General features: G+C 56.2%; 17 protein-coding genes. 9 read left to right on the plus strand and 8 right to left on the minus strand.

What is annotated here, in order from left to right:
• Positions 1-46 precede the first annotated feature (46 nt).
• The 5 genes from MGMAQ_RS10965 to hisG form a co-directional block, all read right to left on the minus strand.
• Positions 47-1,312 carry an inorganic phosphate transporter gene (locus tag MGMAQ_RS10965; protein ID WP_046021575.1) on the minus strand — a complete coding sequence of 422 codons (1,266 nt, stop codon included), beginning with the start codon at positions 1,310-1,312 and terminating at the stop codon, positions 47-49.
• A gap of 42 nt (positions 1,313-1,354) precedes the next feature.
• Positions 1,355-2,032 (minus strand): TIGR00153 family protein, encoded by a 678-nt coding sequence (locus MGMAQ_RS10970; protein WP_046021576.1) that lies wholly within the window; start codon positions 2,030-2,032, stop codon positions 1,355-1,357.
• Between the two features lie 480 nt (positions 2,033-2,512).
• Entirely contained in the window at positions 2,513-3,427 is a 915-nt protein-coding gene (locus tag MGMAQ_RS10975; RefSeq protein ID WP_052716329.1) for a DMT family transporter, read from the minus strand.
• Positions 3,428-3,532: 105 nt separating this feature from the next.
• Positions 3,533-3,760, minus strand: coding sequence for a PGPGW domain-containing protein (locus tag MGMAQ_RS10980; RefSeq protein WP_046021577.1), 228 nt, complete (start codon positions 3,758-3,760; stop codon positions 3,533-3,535).
• A gap of 31 nt (positions 3,761-3,791) precedes the next feature.
• Complete coding sequence (hisG, locus tag MGMAQ_RS10985) at positions 3,792-4,667, minus strand: ATP phosphoribosyltransferase (protein ID WP_046021578.1); 876 nt, start codon at positions 4,665-4,667, stop codon at positions 3,792-3,794.
• Between the two features lie 301 nt (positions 4,668-4,968).
• Here hisG and MGMAQ_RS10990 point away from each other — a divergent pair, with 301 nt between their 5' ends.
• The 7 genes from MGMAQ_RS10990 to MGMAQ_RS11020 all read left to right on the plus strand — a co-directional run bounded on the left by MGMAQ_RS10990 (position 4,969) and on the right by MGMAQ_RS11020 (position 13,544).
• Positions 4,969-5,301 carry a flagellar biosynthesis regulator FlaF gene (locus MGMAQ_RS10990; protein ID WP_046021579.1) on the plus strand — a complete coding sequence of 111 codons (333 nt, stop codon included), beginning with the start codon at positions 4,969-4,971 and terminating at the stop codon, positions 5,299-5,301.
• 48 nt (positions 5,302-5,349) lie between these two features.
• Positions 5,350-7,533 carry a tetratricopeptide repeat protein gene (locus tag MGMAQ_RS19620; RefSeq protein ID WP_082085384.1) on the plus strand — a complete coding sequence of 728 codons (2,184 nt, stop codon included), beginning with the start codon at positions 5,350-5,352 and terminating at the stop codon, positions 7,531-7,533.
• Between the two features lie 238 nt (positions 7,534-7,771).
• Complete coding sequence (locus MGMAQ_RS11000; RefSeq protein ID WP_046021580.1) at positions 7,772-8,692, plus strand: hypothetical protein; 921 nt, start codon at positions 7,772-7,774, stop codon at positions 8,690-8,692.
• Between the two features lie 80 nt (positions 8,693-8,772).
• The gene (locus tag MGMAQ_RS11005) at positions 8,773-9,189 is read left to right on the plus strand and encodes a flagellar biosynthesis repressor FlbT (protein WP_046021581.1); all 417 of its coding nucleotides are present in this window, start codon (positions 8,773-8,775) and stop codon (positions 9,187-9,189) included.
• Positions 9,158-9,586, plus strand: coding sequence for a flagellar biosynthesis regulator FlaF (locus MGMAQ_RS11010; protein WP_046021582.1), 429 nt, complete (start codon positions 9,158-9,160; stop codon positions 9,584-9,586). Before MGMAQ_RS11005 ends, MGMAQ_RS11010 begins: the two co-directional genes overlap by 32 nt.
• Entirely contained in the window at positions 9,583-11,505 is a 1,923-nt protein-coding gene (locus MGMAQ_RS11015; RefSeq protein WP_046021583.1) for a hypothetical protein, read from the plus strand. Before MGMAQ_RS11010 ends, MGMAQ_RS11015 begins: the two co-directional genes overlap by 4 nt.
• The gene (locus MGMAQ_RS11020; RefSeq protein ID WP_046021584.1) at positions 11,505-13,544 is read left to right on the plus strand and encodes a 6-hydroxymethylpterin diphosphokinase MptE-like protein; all 2,040 of its coding nucleotides are present in this window, start codon (positions 11,505-11,507) and stop codon (positions 13,542-13,544) included. The genes MGMAQ_RS11015 and MGMAQ_RS11020 overlap by 1 nt, the downstream gene beginning before the upstream one ends.
• A gap of 253 nt (positions 13,545-13,797) precedes the next feature.
• Here the strand turns inward: MGMAQ_RS11020 and MGMAQ_RS11025 are convergent, their stop codons facing one another.
• Together MGMAQ_RS11025 and MGMAQ_RS11030 are read right to left on the minus strand one after the other, a co-directional pair.
• Entirely contained in the window at positions 13,798-14,829 is a 1,032-nt protein-coding gene (locus MGMAQ_RS11025; RefSeq protein WP_046021585.1) for an IS110 family transposase, read from the minus strand.
• Positions 14,830-15,199: 370 nt separating this feature from the next.
• Positions 15,200-16,273, minus strand: a complete 1,074-nt coding sequence (locus tag MGMAQ_RS11030; RefSeq protein ID WP_046021586.1) for a hypothetical protein — start codon at positions 16,271-16,273, stop codon at positions 15,200-15,202.
• Between the two features lie 196 nt (positions 16,274-16,469).
• Between MGMAQ_RS11030 and MGMAQ_RS11035 the strand changes: the two genes are divergently transcribed.
• Together MGMAQ_RS11035 and MGMAQ_RS11040 are read left to right on the plus strand one after the other, a co-directional pair.
• Positions 16,470-17,777 carry a UDP-glucose/GDP-mannose dehydrogenase family protein gene (locus MGMAQ_RS11035; protein WP_046021587.1) on the plus strand — a complete coding sequence of 436 codons (1,308 nt, stop codon included), beginning with the start codon at positions 16,470-16,472 and terminating at the stop codon, positions 17,775-17,777.
• 37 nt (positions 17,778-17,814) lie between these two features.
• Positions 17,815-18,816 (plus strand): NAD-dependent epimerase/dehydratase family protein, encoded by a 1,002-nt coding sequence (locus MGMAQ_RS11040; RefSeq protein WP_046021588.1) that lies wholly within the window; start codon positions 17,815-17,817, stop codon positions 18,814-18,816.
• Between the two features lie 151 nt (positions 18,817-18,967).
• On the opposite strand, the gene MGMAQ_RS20385 is transcribed toward MGMAQ_RS11040, so the two are convergent.
• Entirely contained in the window at positions 18,968-19,300 is a 333-nt protein-coding gene (locus MGMAQ_RS20385) for a PP2C family protein-serine/threonine phosphatase (protein WP_082085386.1), read from the minus strand.

Here is a 19,300-nt window from a genome sequence, read left to right on the forward strand (position 1 = left end):
CATGGTGGTGGAGCGGGTCTTGGTCTTTGGGGATGGCGGGATCGGCTTAGTTGAAGATCCCCTTCAACACGAAGAATATGATGGCCGCCAGAACGCCGCCCACCGGGAGCGTGATGATCCAAGCCAGGAAGATGCCCCCAATGACCCGGACGTCAATAGCGCCAACGCCTCGTGCGAGGCCGACACCGATCACCGCGCCGACGGCAATATGGGTCGTCGAAACAGGCAGCCCCAAACGAGAGGCCATAACAACGGTAATAGCCGCGGCCATGGTTGCACAGAAACCCCGGGTCGGGGTCAGTTCGGTGATCTTGGTCCCGACGGTCTGCATAACCTTGTAGCCATAGGTGACCAGACCGAAGATGATACCGCCACCACCAAGGACCAGAATCCATAGGGGCATGGCGGATTTCTGCGCAATTTCGCCGCCACTTTGGACAAGGCCGTAAACAGCAGCAAGCGGGCCAATACCATTGGCAACGTCATTGGCACCGTGAGCAAAGGCCATGCCGCAAGCCGTGAACAGCATCATCGGCACGAAGACCTTTTCGACACTGGCAAAGTGGAAGTCCTTGTCCGCTTCCGGGTCTACTTTGACCTTTTTGATCAACAAGTGGCCGATGAATCCAACCAACACGCCAAATGCCGCGGCAACCAGGAAGCTCATGGGGATGCTGAGATCGACTTTCAGATGCTTGAGCCCTTTGAACAAGGTGACCAGGGCGACGATAAAGCCGACCAGGAACACATAGACGGGGCCCCAGGCCTTCGCCTTTTCAAACGGGTTGTCGGTGTTCAAAATCAATTTGCGGATGCTGAGCATCAACAACAGAGCAATGACGCCGCCGAGCACCGGAGAAACCACCCAGCTGGCGACGATTTTACCAATGGCATCCCATTTGACCGCATCGAAGCCAATGCCAACGATCGCGAAACCGACGATGGCACCGACAATTGAATGGGTGGTCGAAACCGGCCAGCCACGCATGGAGGCGATCATCAACCATATGGCCGCAGCGAGCAATGCCGCTAGCATACCAAATGCCAAGATCTCCGGTTGGTCGGCGATACCACTGGGGTCAACCATCCCCTTGCGGATGGTTTTCGTCACATGTCCGCCCGCCAGGGCCGCGCCACCGAATTCGAAAATTGCGGCAATGATAATTGCCGTCTTGACGGTAATCGCTCCTGATCCGACTGATGTTCCCATGACATTGGCAACATCGTTGGCGCCGATGCCCCAGGTCATGTAGACCGCGAATATAATAGCGATGATGATCAGAATGGTGCCGTATTGAGAGAGAATGTCCATGATGATTTGTCCAGGCAGCTAAGAGTGAAAAGACCGAAGTGGTTAGCGGGCGATCAATAGAAGCAACCGATTCCCCACATGCTCCGCGTTGTCACCAAGGTTCGATGTCCATTTGATTAACTCGTTCCAAAAGACAACATCAACGGGGCCCATCTTGTCCTCGTTGGCAAACAGAACCTTGACGGCCTCGATGGCCAATCGATCGGTTTCGCTTTCGATTTTGCTCAGTTCATGAACCATTTGGTGGACATTGTCGGCCTCGCCACCACCGAATCCGACTTCAACCAACTCATCCAGCAAGGCGACGATTTCGCCGGCCTTGGCACAGGTATCCGCACATTTTTGAGCCAACGCAATCAACGGAGCTTTCAATTCCTCGACGGGCGGCATGGTTCGTGTCATCAGGAAACCAGCGATATCTTGCGAGACGCCGGCAATCTCATCTTGCATATGCAACAGGTCCAGAAGATCGCCTCTATTGACAGGCATCAGCAGGCTTTTAGGAAGATGCGACCGCATTTCTTCTTTGACCTTGTCGGCTTCTTCTTCCAACGCGAAAATACGGTCACGCACCTCTTCAACAGCCTTACTATTCCCGTCAAACAACGCCACAAATAGATCGGGCACCTGAGAAGAACATTGGACAGAAACCAACATATGGTTTTGAAGTTGCTTGAAAGGAGAGCGACCAAACAAACTAGTTAGCGGGTTAGTGACCATCTTTATATCCCCATATTTGTGGCAGGCGAAAAATCAAACAAATCACTCAACCTTTATCCATATGTAAACTTGGCAACTTCAAATCTGCTCACATATTTAAGTAAGGTTATTTATTATATGCTCATATAAATACACTCAATACAAACATCTCCCAAAATACGCGCGCAGATATTCCGTTGCCATGGATTCCACTGAAGCCATTGTTGAAATAACGAGTCCCCAGGCTCATCGGTTCGAGTCTAACAAATTTTTCCTATTAATTTCACACTTTTCTCAGAAATTGTGCCTTGATCTGTTCATGCTTCGAGTATTCAGAGGCGGGATCACCCGATGGCCCTTCTTCGAACACCTACCAAAAAAGATGTTATATTTTTTTATATTATTATAAGTTGTCGTGTCATCTGTCAAAACTGGGTCGAATTTCCCTTGTCGTACCAAGCGCTGACATAGGGTGGGTCCGCGAAAGGACCTTCACTGGACCTATCCCGAAGGAACCGCGAGGGTCTGCGCGCGCCGGGCTTCCCTTTGCCCGATATAAACCCCGGAGGCGACGATGATCCCCGCGCCGATCCAGGTCCAAAGATCCGGCATTTCTCCATAGGCCCAGAAACCAACCAGAGCGATGAAAGGGATTTGGACGAATCCGAAAGGCGCGACCAGGGACGCATCCGCCGAAGCGAAAGCCCGGTTAATGGCCAAATGCGCCCCCGTGGCGACGACACCGAGTCCCCCGATCCAGAACCAGGCGATGGTTGCCTCGGGCCAGACCCAAACCATCACCGCCGGGGGAAAGGAAAACATCGTCATGAACAGTCCCATCCATAGCACCATGGCATTGGGAGATTCGGTGCGTGCCAGAGACTTGTTGGACAGCATGGCCCCGGCAATGAACACGGCAGCCATCAGAGCCAAAAGCTGTGCGGTTTCGATGTCATGAAATCCGGGGCGCAGTATGATCAAAACCCCGGCAAACCCGACCAGGGTGGCGGCCCAGCGCCGGAAGCCGACGGTTTCGCGGAAAAACAGCGCGGCCCCTGCCGTGGTGAACAAGGGCGCGGAAAAACTCAAGGCCGTGGCCTCGGCGATGGGCATCATGGTGACCACGGAAAACCAGGTCAGCATGGCGGCGATACCAAACAGTGAGCGGCGCACGTGAGCCCAGGGCCTTTGGGTTTTCACCGCCCGCCAACCAACCAGGATCAGCCACGGCAGCATCAGCAGCAATTGCGCCAAATTGCGAAAGAAAGCCACTTCGAAAGGCGGCAAAAACCGTGCCGCCTCACGGGCCAGCAGACTGACGAGCCCCAACAGACAGGCCGCCAAAGACATCCACAACACGCCCCGGATCACGGCGGTCGCCGGTTTCTGAGCGGGGGTGAAAGCAGGCAGCGTCATAGGATACGGAGTCCGGCATATTCAGACCGCCACGGATGCGATCATGGTCAGCGGATCTGACGGCAATTCACCGAAAAAGTATAGCTATTCCGTGCAAGGCCTCAATTAAACCGAAGCTTCAACGGCCCGCCGTCGTCCCCACCAGACCTGGCCGCGCCGACGCAATCGCCGAACCCTTGGCACATCCACCGACAACACCATCAACCCGGCAGGCAGCATCCAAAATCCGAGAACGGGCAAGATCCCGAAGATTCCGCCAACCACCAAAGCCCAACCAAGGGCCAACCGATGGTGCCGTTTCTCCGGCATCTTGATGGAATCGATTCGAAACATAGTAACGACATAAGCGAAAGTGGATAGCCGGTCAACAAACCTTGCGGATTTCCAATTCCAAAATCCCCTCGGCCCCGGCTCCCTTGAGCTGCGGCACCAAATCGCGGACGGCGCCCCGGTCCAATACGGTTTCCACGGCAACCCATTCGGGGTCCGAAAGATGTGCCACGGTCGGCGCATGGATACTCGGTAGAATATCCAATACACCGTCCAGGTGTTTTTTCGGAACATCGAGTTTCAAAAGAACCTTGCCGCGCGCATCCAAGGCGGCCTTGAGCATCAAGGCGATCTGATCGATCTTGGCTTTCTTGGCCGGATTCTTAAGCGCCTCTTTGTTGGCAATGAACACCGTATGGGTATGCAAAAGGTCGCAAACAATGCGCAAACCATGGGCGCGGATGGTCGAACCGGTCTCGGTGATCTCCACCGCCGCATCGGCCAGCCCCTCGACCACCTTGGCCTCGGTGGCGCCCCATGAAAATTGCACATCGGCCTCGATGTTGCGGGCCCGCAGGTAACGGCTGGTGAATCCAGTCAGCTCGGTGGCAATGACTTTTCCTTGGAGATCCTCGACCGTTTTAATCGGCGAATCTTGGGTAACCACCAGCACCCAGCGAGCCCCCTGATCAGAACTCTTGGAATAGACCAGCGGTCGAATCACCTCCACATCGGCCTCGGATTCCATCACCCAATCGATACCGGTCAAACCGCAATCCAAGGTCCCGCCAGCCACATAGGGGCCCATTTCCTGAGAGCGCACCAGGGAGCAGGTGATTTCATCGTCATTGATGCTGGGGAAATAGTTTCTCGACCGGGTGCTGATTTTCCAACCGGCCTGATCGAACAGGTCGATGGTGGCGCCTTCCAGGCTGCCTTTTGGGATCCCGAGCTTGAGGATGTTGGTCATGTTGGCTCTCCGGCGGTTCGATCCGTTTTGCGATGGGGGGGGATCCTGCGTCGGGACGGCCCGAAATGCAAGCGGAACCAAGGGCCTGTGAATTGTCCACCGAATACGATGACTTTTCAGAAAAATACCATATCTTGGGTTTGCAAGGCAGCTTTTCGCAGGATATGATACCTCCGACGCATTTCGGACGGTGCTTAGAATAAGTTCGCCGGCGTACCAGAAACCGGTGCCTTTTTGCGTAACTTGTTAACTTTTGCCATTTACGTTTGAGCCAACGCTAGAATCCAGGGAGACCGGGTCCATGACCGAGACGGAACAGTTGAGCCTTACCGAGGAAAACGCCTTTAACCTTTCCCAGGTCGCTATTCAGCTTGACCAAGCACGCGAAGATAGCACGCAACTAGCCACCGCCCTTGAACGCAATATGGAAGTCTGGGTGGCCATGCGCATCATGGTTTCTCGCGCCGGAGAAGCCTTGCAGCAAGACACCAAGGACAATCTGATCCGCCTGAGCCAGTTTGTCGCCGAGACCACCATGAAATATGGTGCCGACATTCCGGGCGAAGTGATCGATACCCTGATCAACATTAATCTTCAGATCTCCGAAGGATTTTTGGAAAGCGCCAAGGCCTAGTCCGGATCCGGGCAGCGCTTTTCGAAGCGCGGCCCGCCCACGCGCGCCATGACTGATCCTGATCCGCCCGGCCTGTCTGCCGCAGAAATTCTATCCCAAATGCTGAATAATGCCTTGGGCCTGCATCAGTCTGGGCAATTGGTCGAGGCCCAGGCCGCCTATAAGACCATTCTCGATCACTTTCCCGACCAACCCGATACCCTGCATCTCCTTGGCGTGCTGCAACACCAGAACGGCGACCCCACTGCCGCCGCAGCCCTGATCGAGAAATCCATCCGTCTGGCCCCCGACTTCGGTCCGGCCCATGCGAATTTGGGGAATGTCTACAAGGACCTGGGCCGCCCGCAAGAAGCCGCCGAAAGCTTAATGCGAGCCATTGACCTGGACCCGCGAAACCCGGCCATCCGCACCAATCTCAGCCGGATTTTTGGCGAAATGGGGCATTGGGATGACGCCGCGGCCGCGGCCATGGATGCCCTGAACATGTCGCCCGGTGACGGTCAGGCCCTGATAAACCTAGCGGATATGCTGGAGGGCGGCGGCAAAACCGAAGATGCCCGCAAGGTCTTGGACCAAGGCACGGCGCAACGCCCCGATGACGCGGATCTGCAGGCGGCCATGGGCAACTTTCTGTTGCGCCGGGGCGAGGCCCCCGGAGCGATTAAACACCTCACCGCAGCGGTTCGATCGGACCCGGAAAACGCTCTGCATCATAATGCCCTTGGCTTGGCCCTCAACAGCCTGACCCTGAGTGATCAGGCTCTCCATTGCTTCGAAACAGCCGCCCGTCTCAATCCCAACGCGGCCGAGGCCTGGGTCAATCTCGCCAATGCTCATCGAGCGGGCGGTGCCCTTGGGCAAGCGGAAATCGCCTATCGTGAAGCCTTGCGGGCACACCCGAACCTGGTTGCCGCCTCGGGTCAATTGGGAACCATGCTGTTATTGTCCTTCGCCAATGCTGAAGCGGCCCTTCCATACTTGAAATCGGCGGCGGAAGCCTCCGCTCCAGACTCACCGCATCACTCGGCCTACTTGATGGCGCTGCACTATGCCGACGCTGTATCCGCCGGTGATATCGCCACCGCTCACAAAGACTATGGCATGGCGTTTCCCGATCCTCCCCGCCCCTCCCCGATTTCCCGCGCACCGGGATCACCGATGCGGGTGGGACTGGTGTCAGGGGACTACCGCCGTCATGCCACCGGGTTTTTCCTGCCACCGTTGCTGCGCGAGCGCGACCCTTCGGTCTGGTCCGCCTTGCTGTATTCGAATACCCAGACACCCGACAGCCAAACCGGGATTTTCCGCCAGTTAGCTGATGATTTCATCGATATAAGCAGCTTGGACGACGACGACGCCGCGGCTCGGATCCGCGCCGACAATCTGGATATCCTCATCGACCTGAACGGCCATACCTGGGGCAACCGCCTGCCGGTTTTGGCCCGCCGACCCGCACCGATCCAAGCGGCGTGGCTTGACTACGTGGGGAGCACCGGCTTGGCGCAGGTCGATGCGGTGCTGGTAGACGGACACCATGTGCCCCCGTCTCAAGAGGACCAATACAGAGAAACCGTGCTTCGCTTCAAAGAGAACCTATTTTGCTACGACCCGCCGATGGATGCCCCGGCCCCCACGCCGCCCCCCTGCTTGAAACAGGGCACCATCACATTCGGCTGTTTCAATGCCGCCTTCAAAATCACGCCAAGGACCATCGCCTTATGGAGCCAGATCCTTCGGGCGCTGCCCGATAGCCGGATGGTTCTGCGATCACCACCGTTCCAGTATGAGGAGACCATCGAACGCTTCCGGGCGCTCTTCCGATCCCACGAGATTGACCCGGCCCGGATCGAATTCCATGGACCGGCCACAAACGCGGAAGTCCTTGCCGCCTATGGGGCATTGGACCTTGTCCTGGACAGCCATCCCTACTCCGGGGGACTGACGACCCTGGAAGCCTTGTGGATGGGCGTGCCCGTGGTAACCATGCCGGGGGATCGCATGGCCGCCAACCACAGCGCCGCCCACCTAAGGACCATGGGACGCGCGGAATTGGTGGCCGATGATGAGGACGACTTTGTCCAGATCGCCCATGCCTTGGCCCGCGACACGGACCATTTGGTCCATTTACATCAAAACCTGCGGGCCGAAATGGATGCCTCGCCGATGACGAACGCGGTGGCCTATGCCCGTGATTTCGAACGATTGCTGTCACACTTGATCCAGGCTGTTTGAGGTTTGCTCCGTTTTTAATTTGAGGTAATCTCATACCCGTTAAAGTGATTGGGAAAGACACGAAGAAATCGTCTGTATCGATCCCGGCGCCGGGTCTTCATCTTCGGGGACGGCGTCATATTAGTTTCGTTATCGAAAAAAATTTTCGTTGGCGGAAGGCCGTACCCGTGTTAGTCTATTCTGTGTGTGAGAAACACACATGTAGCATCACAGCACCCCAAGAATGGGAGACTTACAAATGGCTGATATTACACTATCCGATGCGGTTCGTTCGAACCTGCTATCCCTTCAGAACACCCAAGGCTTGATTGACCGGACTCAAAGTCGTCTTTCCACGGGCCTGAAGGTTGCTTCACCGGTCGATGACGCGGTGAAGTTCTTCCAAGCTGAATCCTTGAGCAACCGCGCTACGTCCCTATTGGAACGTAAATCTGCGGTGGATCAGGGCATCCAGGCCTTGGACGCGACCTTGAAGGCTCTCGAATCCATCGAGGACTTCTCTTCTCAGCTCAAAGGTCTGGTCGATAGTGCCCGGTCCGCGGATGATGCCCAACGGGCGGAACTGCAAACCCAGGTCAACGAACTGGCCAAGCAGATCGAGAAGCTCATTGCCGATGCCACCTATCAGGGCTTGAACCTGTTGAACTCCTCGGCCTCGAAGCTGTCTGTCCGGTTCTCGGACAAGTCTGACTCGAAGCTCGAAGTGACCGGCATCGATATCAACCCCAGCGCCCTGTATCGTAATTCGCTCGGTACCGGCTTTGTGGGGCAAACCCTTGACGCCAGTCAGGCCAACTTCGTCGAATCGTTCCTGGGCTTCGGACAGTCGTTCGAAGGCTACGATCTGACCGATGCGACCGAACTGGCCTCCTTCAATGCCCATGCGGACGTTGCCATCTCCCGCCTGGATTCCACCATCAGCTACCTGCAAGCGAAAGCAGGCTCCATGGCCAATAACGTCGCCATCTTGCAAGTCCGGTCGGACTTCACGCAGGAATACGTCGATGTGTTGGACACCGGTGCCGGTAAGCTGACCGTGGCCGACCTCAACGAGGAAGGCGCCAACCTGCTGGCCCTGCAAACCCGCCAGCAGTTGGGCATTCAGTCCCTGGCCTTCGCCGGTCAGGCCGAACAGTCCATCTTGGGTCTGTTCCGTTAAGGACCTTCGTTTCGAAACGGCTCGGGGGGGCCTCGCGCTCCCCCGGTCGACCTTAACGTTTAGCGCTCCCCAAGGTCCTCATGCCCCTAAAAATTCAGCTCAAGAAGAGCCAGAAGATCATCATCAACGGTGCCGTATTGGAAAACGCTTCACAGCGCAGCGTTTCCTTGTTGATCGCCAACGATGCCGCCATTCTGCGCGATTCCGATATTCTCACCCCCGAAGATGCCGTTACCCCTGCCAGCCGAACCTATTACGCGCTGCAATGCATGTACGTGTTTCCGGGAACCGACGACAATCCCCACCACAAACAGTTTATGAGTTTCTTGGACAATTACGAAAAGGCAGCACCAAGCAGCCGCCTTATCACCAGCGCTGTCCGGGAAATGGTCGAACAAAGCGACCTTTACCATGCGCTTAAGAAATGCCAGGAACTGATCTTCCACGAGAAGGAATTATTGGCAGATGTACAAGAAGAACTTAGTAGCCAGCTATGAAAAAGCCCCGACCCCGGGGAACCCTCAAGCCACCGAAGCATGGGCTTTGGCACAGGCCGGAATTCGGCTGACCCGGGCCAAGGAAAGCGGCAGTATTGAGGACATGCAAGCAGCATTGCGGCTCAATTGGCAGCTATGGACCATCTTCCAATCGGAATTGCTCTCTCCCAATTGTACGGTGCCCGATGACGTTCGCAGCAGCGTTCTATCGCTGGCCAACTTCGTCGACAAACATACCCTCGAGATCATGCCTTCTCCAACCAAGGAAAAGATTGATGTCTTGATCAATATCAATCGGGAACTGTCCGGAGGATTGAATGCGGGTCTTGAAGGCGCCCCCGACCCAGCGGAAACCGGCAACGAGCCCTCCTCTTCCGATGGTGGAGTTTCCGCATGAGCGCCCCGGTCGCGGCCGATAAGGCCCAGTTGGTCGAAAAGGCCAATGCCCTGGTCGACAGCGAAAACTGGCAAGAACTTGCCAGCCTTTCTCTTGATTACCTGGATCAAGACCCCGATAGCGCCGAGGCGTATTTTTTGGCGGCTGTCGCGGCATTCCAGCAAGATTCCATCCGCGAGGCCGTTGATTTCGCGGAAATCGCCTTCTCCAAGGACTCCGCCGTTCGCGAAACGATCGAGCTTCTGTCCTCTTTGTATGTGTTTGCCGGTGAGCTGTCCCAAGCGCTTTTTCATGGAAAAATAGCGATGACGGTCCAAAGCAACGAGACTTATTCACGCTGGGTGCCGAAAGATCTAGCTACGTTCGGGCAAGCACTGGGGAAAGTGCGTGAAAATCCGCTCATGAATAAAGCCGTTCTGGCGACCCGGGACGAAGACCGCAACCAGGCGGTTCACTGGCTGCGGCAGCATATTGCTTTCAATCCGGAATCCCGCAAGGCCCACAAGGCTCTCGCCCATACCCTGACAGGCGCAGGGCTTTTCCACGAAGCGGTAAACTCGTTGCGCGCCGCGGCCCACGCCCTGCCAGGCGATGCCAGCATTCTCAGTCAGCTTTCAGACAATCTCGCCTATGCGGGATACCGGGATCAATCCCGGGCGCTTGGTGAATTGACCCGATCCATCGTCCCCGACGATGCGGCGGTTCAATTCGATACCATTTGCTCCCGGCTGACAGATTCCATGGATCCTTTGGACAGTATTAGCCAGGAAATACAGGGTTGGGGAGAGCGTTTCGGATGCAAGCCGGAACCCTGGGCTGTAGATCCCGTGGCGGGTCCGAGGTCACAATTGACCGTTGGCTACCTTGTTGGCGGAGCGGGAGCACGCGGCCACGCCGATGCGTTGGCCGATACCCTTGCCGCCCATGATACCGACAAGTATCGCTTGATCGGATTTGGCTGGGGCAAGCTGACTCAGGAACAAAACCTTAAATTCCAGAAATGCTTCAATACCTGGCACGATGTCCGCAATCTGGATCCCATCACCTTTGGCACCATGGTCGCCGCGGAGGCCGTGGATATCCTGGTTGACGCCAGTGGCTATGGATCACCAGAGCAATTGGCTGCGTTCGGAACTCGGATGGCCCCGGTTCAGGTCTCCTGGTTCGGAGCCCCCGCCGGAAGCGGAATGGGCGCAATGGATATTATGTTGACGGATTCCGTGCTCGATCCGAGCGATTCCGACCCGGCCCTGCATGAGCGCCTGTTTAAGCAGGAGAATGGTCTGCCACCGATCAATCTTCCCTCCCCGGAGCTCCCCATGCGTGAAGCTGGAAGCGGAGAGGAACCCGTCACCCTCGTGGCCAATGCTCCTATGGAATTCTTGTCTCCATACCAAGTTTCCATTTGGGCTCGCGTGCTCTTCGCACTGCCGGAAGCCTCCTTGGTGCTGCAAGACTATGCCTATGGCCATCAGGCGGTCATATCGCGGCTGATCGGCATGTTTGGCGATTACGGTCTTGCCCACAGGATTGATTTGGCCGCGCCGCATCAAACTGAAGCCTTGTATCACATGGGAGACATATGTCTGGCTCCGCTGATTGTCGGCAACCCGGCCGATGCGGCTCAGGCTCTTTGGCAGGGTTTGCCTGTCGTGACCCTCAATGGGCCGGATCGACGGCAACGGGAAGTGGCCAGCCTGCTCAATCAGTTGGGCTTGGGCGATATGGTTGCGGACTCCATTGAAAGCTATGTGGAAATCGTGGCTGACTGGGCCCGCGACGTGGATCGCCGGACCCAGTTCCGTCAATCCATCCGGGATCGTATGTCAGGGGCCTCTCTCTTTGATCCGAAGCAAAGAGCGCGATCCATGGAATCCACCTATGCCGCATTGTGGTCGGAGGCCGAGACCGGAGCATAATGAGTCATACCGTTTCGAAAGCCCCCCCAGGATCCGACGCCTTTTTTGAGCGGAACCTCGCGGCCTTCAAAACTCACATGCCATCGGTCTGGCAATTGCTTGAAACCATAGGAACACCCGTCTCCAAATTGGTTTCGGGCCCCGATGGAGCGATGAATATCGACCTGGGATCCGTGTCCCTCTATGACCGAGATGCCCGTGAGGTCACGCGGCAGCAATTGGACGAGTACTTCAAGCTACCGGACCGGCTCAAATTCAGCACGGTTTCCCATTGCAATCTTATCGGCCTGTCGATGGCGTTATTCCAGAGCACCCGAACGTTCATCGATGAACACATGTCCCCCGAAGAGTTTGTCGAATTGCCGGTGGTCGATATCGGTTATTGCTATGTGTTCGGCGTCGGCCTGGGATATCACCTGGAAGAACTTCTGGAGCGGACTCACTGCCGCACCATGATCATCGTCGAACCCACCCCGGAATTGCTGCTTCATTCCATGCGGGCCATCGATTGGGTTGCGTTATGGGAACAGGCTGCTGCCCGGGGTCAGGATGTCTATGTTGTCATCCGTTCGGAACCGGAGCATGTCTCTGAGACCATTTTCTCTATTCAGGACAAACACGGTCGCACCTTCCTCAACGGATCCTACGCCTACCATCACTACTATTCCTGGACCCTTAAAAGGATCCGGGAATTGATCAATACCAAGATGGAATCCTATCACTGGTCGAAGGGCTACTTTGAAGACGAATTGCTCATGATGGGCAATACGGTCGGGAATTTCGCGCGCTTCAACCACGCGATCATTCCCTGGGAACAGCGTCTGCACCAAGACACCCCGGTTCTGGTGGTGGGGTCCGGGCCATCGTTGGATAAAGACCTGCCGCATATTGCCCGCCTGAGGGATCAAGCGATCATTCTCAGTTGCGGAACCTCCTTGGGTATCCTGTTAAAGCATGGCATTCGACCCGATTTCCATCTGGAGAACGAGAACACCTACCCCCTGGTCAATAACCTGATCAAATTTAAAGAAGAGTACGGGTTGGAGGGCATCGTTTTGCTGGGTTCCTCTTCCATCCACCCGGAAGCCTCGGCACAGTTCGATGAGGTTTGGTACTACTACCGCTCTGGCCTCAGCTGCGACCATCTACTCAACCCAGGCTATCACGCCATCATCAGTGCCGGGCCTTTGGTGGCCAACGCGGGATTTGCCGCAGTTAGCGCCTTGGGGTTTCGGCGGCTGTATCTGTTTGGCGTGGATTGCGGACGCCGACCCGATGCCTCTCATCACTCAAAGGATGTGGTCTATCTGCAAGACGACTATGACAATTGGCTGGCGGGCTCGAGTCTCAAGGGACTGGAAGAGTCATTCAATCAAGTCGTGGAGGGCAACTTCGGCGGCAAGATCATAACATCGTGGAAACTCGCCTACTCCCGCACCCAGTTTTCCCGGATCCAATCGCTTAAAAATCTCGATATCCACAATTGCAGCGATGGAGCGGCTATTGCCGGCGCCCGCCCGCAGGCCGCAGCCGCGCTACGACTGAGCGATATGGACCTGCCCAGGGAGGCGGTCATCCGATCGGTACGCGAGCAATTGCCGCACTATGCGGCGGGCAAGGGCCTGAATATCAAGAACCTCAAGACCTATAAGGAATCGGTGGAATCTTTTGGCAGCGGAATCAAATTGATCATCGAACAGGCTCGCGCCGAGGACAGGCTGTTTTCGGAATTGGAAGACCGGATTCAGAACTGGTTTCTTGAACACAAAGAAGATTTGAAGGGTGTCTTGGTGCTCGCCCGCGAAAGCATGGCATCGGCCATACGCGTCGGAGCCTATATGGCGGGAAGAATCGATAACGAGGATCTGCGCCAAGAATTCTTAGCAATGTTTCTCGATAAATTCGACATCATGTGTGCAAGCATTACCGAGACGGCGCTGGATGCCTATGATGACTACATAGACCAAGCCAAAGCGGCCAGATCAGCTCGCGCAGGTTCACCGGGTTCCATTGCCCCCGACCCGAGCGAAAGACTTTAGCAGGCTGCTTCTGTAATCGAGTCTTTTGAGTCAAGCTGATTTCCAAGCCGTCGGTTTGAACCTGGGTTATGTGGCGCCCTTTGCTTCTGTCCGCGGTCGACGTCGTCGCCGCATGATGGGGATCAAGGGGGATCGGGTGCAGCAATCTGAAAAGCGTGGTCTTACGCCACTGCAGCCTGCGCGCTGTCATCCGAGCCCCGCGCGTCGCCACGCGTCCTGGCCGCCCTTCAGGCGATCTCGGTTTTCGTTGTGTTTAGATGGCGGTCTCCTCCTTGCGGTACTGGAAGTCCGTGCCGTCGATCCACATGCGATGCATGATTACGGCGAGACACCGGGCAACGGCTACCTTGGCGCGTTTCATCCCGCGCCTTTTGGCGACCGCGAGCCCCCAGTGTTTGAGCCAGGACCAACGGCGGGTTCGAGTGAGAAGTGCATTGGCGGCCTCGAACAAAAGCCAACGAACCATGGCATCTCCGCACTTGCTGATGGGGCCGCTTCGGTCCTGCTCTCCCGAGGCGTATCTGCGTGGGACAAGCCCGAAGTGGGCGCCGACCATGACCGACTTTTGAGACCGTTCCAGCACGTCGAGTCCTGTCCTGAAAGCGAGGGCGGTAACCGGGCCGACGCCGGGAACGGTCATCAGGCGTCGGCAAACGCTATCATCGCGCGCAGCGGCATGAACCTGCCGGTCGAGCTTGTCGAGTTGTTCGAGCAAGGCTTGGCGCGCAAGCAAGAGCGGCTCGGCGGCTGCGCTGAGGTGCGGGTTATCAGCCGTCAATTCCCGAACCCGCGCCGCGAAAAGGCGTCCGCGCGCCATACCGACCTTGAGGCCGAAAGCTTTCAATGTTCCTCGTACCGTATTGGACAACTGACGGACCTGATGAACCAGGGTCTCCCGATGGGTCAGCACCATCCGGAGCTCCTGACTGCGCGCGGTCTTGACGTGGGTCGCGCGGTACAAACCGGTCCGCATCGCCTGGCTGATCAAGCGGGCGTCGCGACGGTCCGTCTTGACTGGGCTGGCGCTGGCAAAGGCCTTCATTTGCCGGGTCTCGATACAAATCACAGGGAGGCCCCGACTGGACAGTCCTGCGTACAGCCAAGGCGCCAGAGGGCCAGCTTCCAACCCAATTCGCGCAAAGCCACGCCCGCTTTCCTCGAGCCAAGTGGCGACCGCCTCGGGTGTGCTTGACACCTTGCCTTCGCGAATGACGGTTCCCTTTGCATCAATCTCACAGATCGAAATGCTTGCCATCGATACGTCCATTCCAACAAAATACTCCATAGCTGGTCTCCTCTGTTCCATGTCCAGGAATTGACCCGGATCCTTGATCAAGACCGAGTGTGGAGACCAGCTGACTGTCTAGGCAATCCCTGACTGCTCGATTACCGCCATCTGAAAAAGTCCGATTTCGAGCGTGTGGCGACACATGCTTCGACAAGCTCAGCATGAGGGCCTTTGAATTTTCAATATGCTAGAGCGTGTCGTGTTTGATCGGATTCGATCAAACATGAAAAACGTGATCGATTCCAATAAGATCGCGCGTGTCTAGCGAGTCCGATTGGACCCGACACGCGCTAGCCTCACCCTGAGCTTGTCGAAGGGCGAGGCGGGTCGTAGGACAACACTTTTTCAGCAGCCGGTTAGATCCTGATCAGGCTGTGATGCTAAGCAGCATTTGCGCGACTTTGTTGTTGCCGGTCAATCCGCGGAACATGAACTGATAGTCCACTTTCAAGGACATGGCCGCAACCACCCGCCCCTGAGCCGCTTCGAATTCCTGCGCCAGTTCCAACTGCCGCTGCTGCACTTCCTGTGCCCGTTCAATCAACAGCTCATTGACGTCGGAAGTCAGCCCCTTGGCCTCGGTGCTGGCTTTCTCTTCGAAGTATTTCGCAATGGCAAAGGCGCTTTCATAGCGGGCCACCTCGACTTTCGCGGCAGCTTTTGCATCATCCAGGTCCGCCTTGGCGCGGGTCCGACCGTCGGTGGTGTTCAAATTCTCATAGTACCAGGCATTGACGATTTCCAGCCCTTTGCCGGTCAGAGTGCCGGTCAAGGCTTCGGGTGTTCCGGAATCCGGATTGAGGGTGAAGGTCACGCTGCTGCCGGTCACGCTATCGAAGCGCACCCCATGCTCAAGGCTGTAATTCACATTGGTGGGATCGTCCGGATAAGAGTTGTATTGTTTAAGCAGCTTGGACTGATGGTCCGGGATCCAAACCTTATCGTTGGAATCAATGATCTGATAGCTGTCGCCGAGATAGTTTCCCTGCACCCGCTGGGATCCGCCATAGCGGCTGGATTTGTAAAACACATCCGGCTCCAACCGGCTCAGAGGGTTCTTGGTCACGCCCCCGGATTCCGTGGTTGCGTCCAGGCGCTTGAGAAAATTGTCGAAGGTAGTGCCGTAGTTGCCATATCCGCTGTCCGTCTGCTCGGCGGAAACCACCAGCCGGATCATCGCATCGACATTGGATAAAATACTCTTGGCCTGACCGACGGTTTTGGACAGAAACGTGCTGACCTCACCGATATCGGCTTTCAACTTGGTATAAGAGTCGATCTCGGTCTGTTTGCCATTGATTTTGGTTTGATACTCGTTGGAGATCTTGTCACTCTCGGCCTGTATTTTCTTTTGTTGCTGAACCTGCATCTGAGAGAGCAGCATATTCGACGAATACTGCGATACGGTATTCGACGTTTTTCCCGGTATGAGGACGGCCATGGGTTAGAGCTCCTTCTAGCGCTGCGCGGTGTTCTTTCTGAACCCGATTGTCCATCATAGCAGAAAAATACCGTTTCCGAAACGGCAATGAGAAACCCTGGGATTCCTGATATCCGTCCCCCTGGCTTAACACGATTTTAAGGCCACCCGATCATGCTATTGGTTGGCATAAAATGGATAATCTATAAGGACTGTCATGGACATTTCCGTAATTGGATTGGGGAAGCTGGGATCCCCCATGGCCGCGATCATGGCGAGCAAAGGTCATCGGGTCATCGGTGTTGATTACAATGAAACTTTCGTCGCCGACCTGAAAGCCGGACGAGCGCCGGTGGAAGAGCCGGATCTGCAAGACCTGATCCATCAGGCGCAAGGCAACCTGGATGCCACGACGCGCTACGACGACGCCATCGCCCGCTCCACGGCGACCTTTATTATCGTGCCCACGCCAAGCGTCGAGAATGGCGAGTTCACCAATGACTATGTGATCCAGACTCTGGAAGCCATCGGACAGGCCCTACGCAACAAGACCGAGGATCACTTGGTGGTGGTCACCAGCACGGTGATGCCGGGCAGCAGCAGCCAGACCCTTATCCCGGTGCTGGAACAAGCTTCGGGACGGCGGATCGGCGAAGGTCTGGGCTACTGTTACAGCCCCGAGTTCATCGCCTTGGGGAGCGTCGTCCATGACCTGTTGAACCCGGACTTCATCTTGATGGGAGAATCCGACCCGGCGGCGGGAGACTGGCTCGAAAGCATCTATAAATCCGTTTGCGACAATGATCCGCCCATCGCCCGCATGGCCCTGGTCAATGCCGAACTGACGAAGATTTCGGTCAACGCCTATGTGACCATGAAGATTTCCTTTGCCAATATGCTGGCCGATGTCTGTGATCGGTTACCGGGAGCCAATGTGGACGAGGTCACTGCCGGATTGGGCCTGGACCGCCGCATTGGCCGTCACTACCTGAAGGGCGCCATGGCTTTCGGCGGCCCTTGTTTCCCGCGTGACAACCGGGCATTCGGGGTGGTGGCCGATCGCATCGGGGCCCGAGCCGATCTGCCCCGTTCCAGCGACTTGTTGAACCAGTACCAATCCCAGCGCATGAACGATATCGTCGGGCGATTGGCCCCATCGGGATGCACCGTGGCGGTGCTGGGCCTGTCGTATAAGCCCCATACCTACGTCATTGAGGAATCCGCCAGCCTGCGGCTGATCGAGGACCTGCATGGCAACGGACATAAGGTCATGGCGCATGATCCCATGGCCCTGGACAATGCCCGCGAGGCTCTGGGCGATCAGGCAGAGTATACCGCCGACATTGCCGATGCCTTGGCGGAGGCGAGCGTCGTCATCCTCGCCACTCCCTGGCCGCAGTACAGGGACATCGACCCGAGTCTGCTCGCGGGCAAAAAGGTCATTGATTGCTGGCGAATGCTCGACGATTCCGAATATGCTGGCCATTGCGAACTGCACCATCTCGGGGCCGGTATCCTGGCCTGAAGACTCCCTCCCTCCCGTTTTTCGAAAGGCGCGACATATGTTTGATTTTTTCCAGCAGGCGGACAAGGACGACCTGATCCTGGTGGCGGGCGGCGGCGGCTTCATTGGCGGCCACATGATCGCCGACCTGCGCCGGGCGGGCTATCGCCGTCTGCGCGCCGTGGATATCAAACCCGTCGAGAACTGGCATCTATCCTTCCCCGACGTGGACAACCAGGTCCTTGATCTGCGAGAGAAACCGGCCTGCATGGAAGCCGCCAAAGACGCGGCCTGGATCTATAACTTCGCCTGCGACATGGGCGGCATGGGCTTTATCGAGTTTCACAAGGCCGACTGCATGCTCTCGGTGCTGATCAATACCCATATGCTGATGGCGGCCCGGGAAGTGGGCGCCAAGCGGATGCTCTATTCCTCCTCGGCCTGCGTCTATGCCGCCGACAAGCAAACCGATGCCGACGTCACCGCCTTGAAGGAGAGCGATGCCTATCCGGCCATGGCCGAGGACGGCTACGGCTGGGAGAAGCTGTTCTCCGAGCGCATGTGCCGCCACTTCTACGAAGACTATGGCGTCGACAACAGGGTGGTCCGCTTTCACAACGTCTATGGCCCCGACGGATCCTGGAACGATGGACGGGAAAAGGCCCCCGCCGCCATCTCCCGCAAGGTGGCCCTGGCCAAGCTGACCGGCGACCACAGCATCGAGATCTGGGGTGACGGCCTGCAAACCCGCAGCTTCATGTATATCGATGACTGCCTCGAAGGCACCAAGATGATGATGGCCAGCGATGTGCGTGAGCCGCTCAACGTCGGCAGCGACGAACTGGTAACCATCAACGGCCTGGTGGACATGGTCGAAAGCTTCGCCGGGATCAAGCTGGAGCGCCATTATAACCTGGACGCCCCCAAGGGCGTGCGCGGCCGCAACTCGGACAACACCTTGATCCAGGAAAAGCTCGGCTGGGCCCCCTCCATCCCCCTCGTCGAGGGCATGGAAAAGACCTATCGCTGGGTCTATGACCAGGTGAAGGCGAGTTTGTGAGGGCGGGAGCCTGGAAAGGCCTGGGGGGCAGTGAGGTGAGGCTGTAATTAGTGGAGTGTCACCGTAACCCGCAACCGTAACCACCGCAACCCGATATAACTCAATAAAATTGGCATTCTTTGAATATTGTTACTATCAATGTGACAAAAAACTACAGCTTAAACCCAATAACAGATATATCGTCACGTCGACTTTCATCACCTTGGTATTCTAACAAAGCTTGATTGATGGTCGTCATTTGATCACTCATAGATTTGCCTTGTATTTCAACCAACAAATTCATCAACCTTTTTTTACCAAAGCCAAGACGTTTTGGTCCGCCAATTTGATCAAGGATGCCATCAGAAGTCATATAAAAAGCTTGATCTTGAGTGATGCTAATCTCATGGATATCATACTTTTGATCATGAGGAATGCTGCGATAGCCAATGCCTTTCTTGGTTCCCTTTGTTATTTGGGTTTTGCCATTATTGATTTCGAACAA

The sequence above is a fragment of the Magnetospira sp. QH-2 genome (assembly GCF_000968135.1).
Lineage (GTDB): Bacteria > Pseudomonadota > Alphaproteobacteria > Rhodospirillales > Magnetospiraceae > Magnetospira.

Excerpts from the sequence above, each read along its gene's own strand:
- MGMAQ_RS11015 (WP_046021583.1), top strand. The coding sequence starts at position 9,583 with ATGAGCGCCCCGGTCGCGGCCGATAAGGCCCAGTTGGTCGAAAAGGCC.
- hisG (WP_046021578.1), bottom strand. The coding sequence starts at position 4,667 with ATGACCAACATCCTCAAGCTCGGGATCCCAAAAGGCAGCCTGGAAGGC.
- MGMAQ_RS10975 (WP_052716329.1), bottom strand. The coding sequence starts at position 3,427 with ATGACGCTGCCTGCTTTCACCCCCGCTCAGAAACCGGCGACCGCCGTG.
- MGMAQ_RS11030 (WP_046021586.1), bottom strand. The coding sequence starts at position 16,273 with ATGGCCGTCCTCATACCGGGAAAAACGTCGAATACCGTATCGCAGTAT.
- MGMAQ_RS11025 (WP_046021585.1), bottom strand. The coding sequence starts at position 14,829 with ATGGAGTATTTTGTTGGAATGGACGTATCGATGGCAAGCATTTCGATC.
- MGMAQ_RS11010 (WP_046021582.1), top strand. The coding sequence starts at position 9,158 with ATGTACAAGAAGAACTTAGTAGCCAGCTATGAAAAAGCCCCGACCCCG.
- MGMAQ_RS11035 (WP_046021587.1), top strand. The coding sequence starts at position 16,470 with ATGGACATTTCCGTAATTGGATTGGGGAAGCTGGGATCCCCCATGGCC.
- MGMAQ_RS11020 (WP_046021584.1), top strand. The coding sequence starts at position 11,505 with ATGAGTCATACCGTTTCGAAAGCCCCCCCAGGATCCGACGCCTTTTTT.
- MGMAQ_RS10970 (WP_046021576.1), bottom strand. The coding sequence starts at position 2,032 with ATGGTCACTAACCCGCTAACTAGTTTGTTTGGTCGCTCTCCTTTCAAG.
- MGMAQ_RS19620 (WP_082085384.1), top strand. The coding sequence starts at position 5,350 with ATGACTGATCCTGATCCGCCCGGCCTGTCTGCCGCAGAAATTCTATCC.
- MGMAQ_RS11040 (WP_046021588.1), top strand. The coding sequence starts at position 17,815 with ATGTTTGATTTTTTCCAGCAGGCGGACAAGGACGACCTGATCCTGGTG.
- MGMAQ_RS11005 (WP_046021581.1), top strand. The coding sequence starts at position 8,773 with ATGCCCCTAAAAATTCAGCTCAAGAAGAGCCAGAAGATCATCATCAAC.
- MGMAQ_RS11000 (WP_046021580.1), top strand. The coding sequence starts at position 7,772 with ATGGCTGATATTACACTATCCGATGCGGTTCGTTCGAACCTGCTATCC.
- MGMAQ_RS10980 (WP_046021577.1), bottom strand. The coding sequence starts at position 3,760 with ATGTTTCGAATCGATTCCATCAAGATGCCGGAGAAACGGCACCATCGG.
- MGMAQ_RS10990 (WP_046021579.1), top strand. The coding sequence starts at position 4,969 with ATGACCGAGACGGAACAGTTGAGCCTTACCGAGGAAAACGCCTTTAAC.
- MGMAQ_RS10965 (WP_046021575.1), bottom strand. The coding sequence starts at position 1,312 with ATGGACATTCTCTCTCAATACGGCACCATTCTGATCATCATCGCTATT.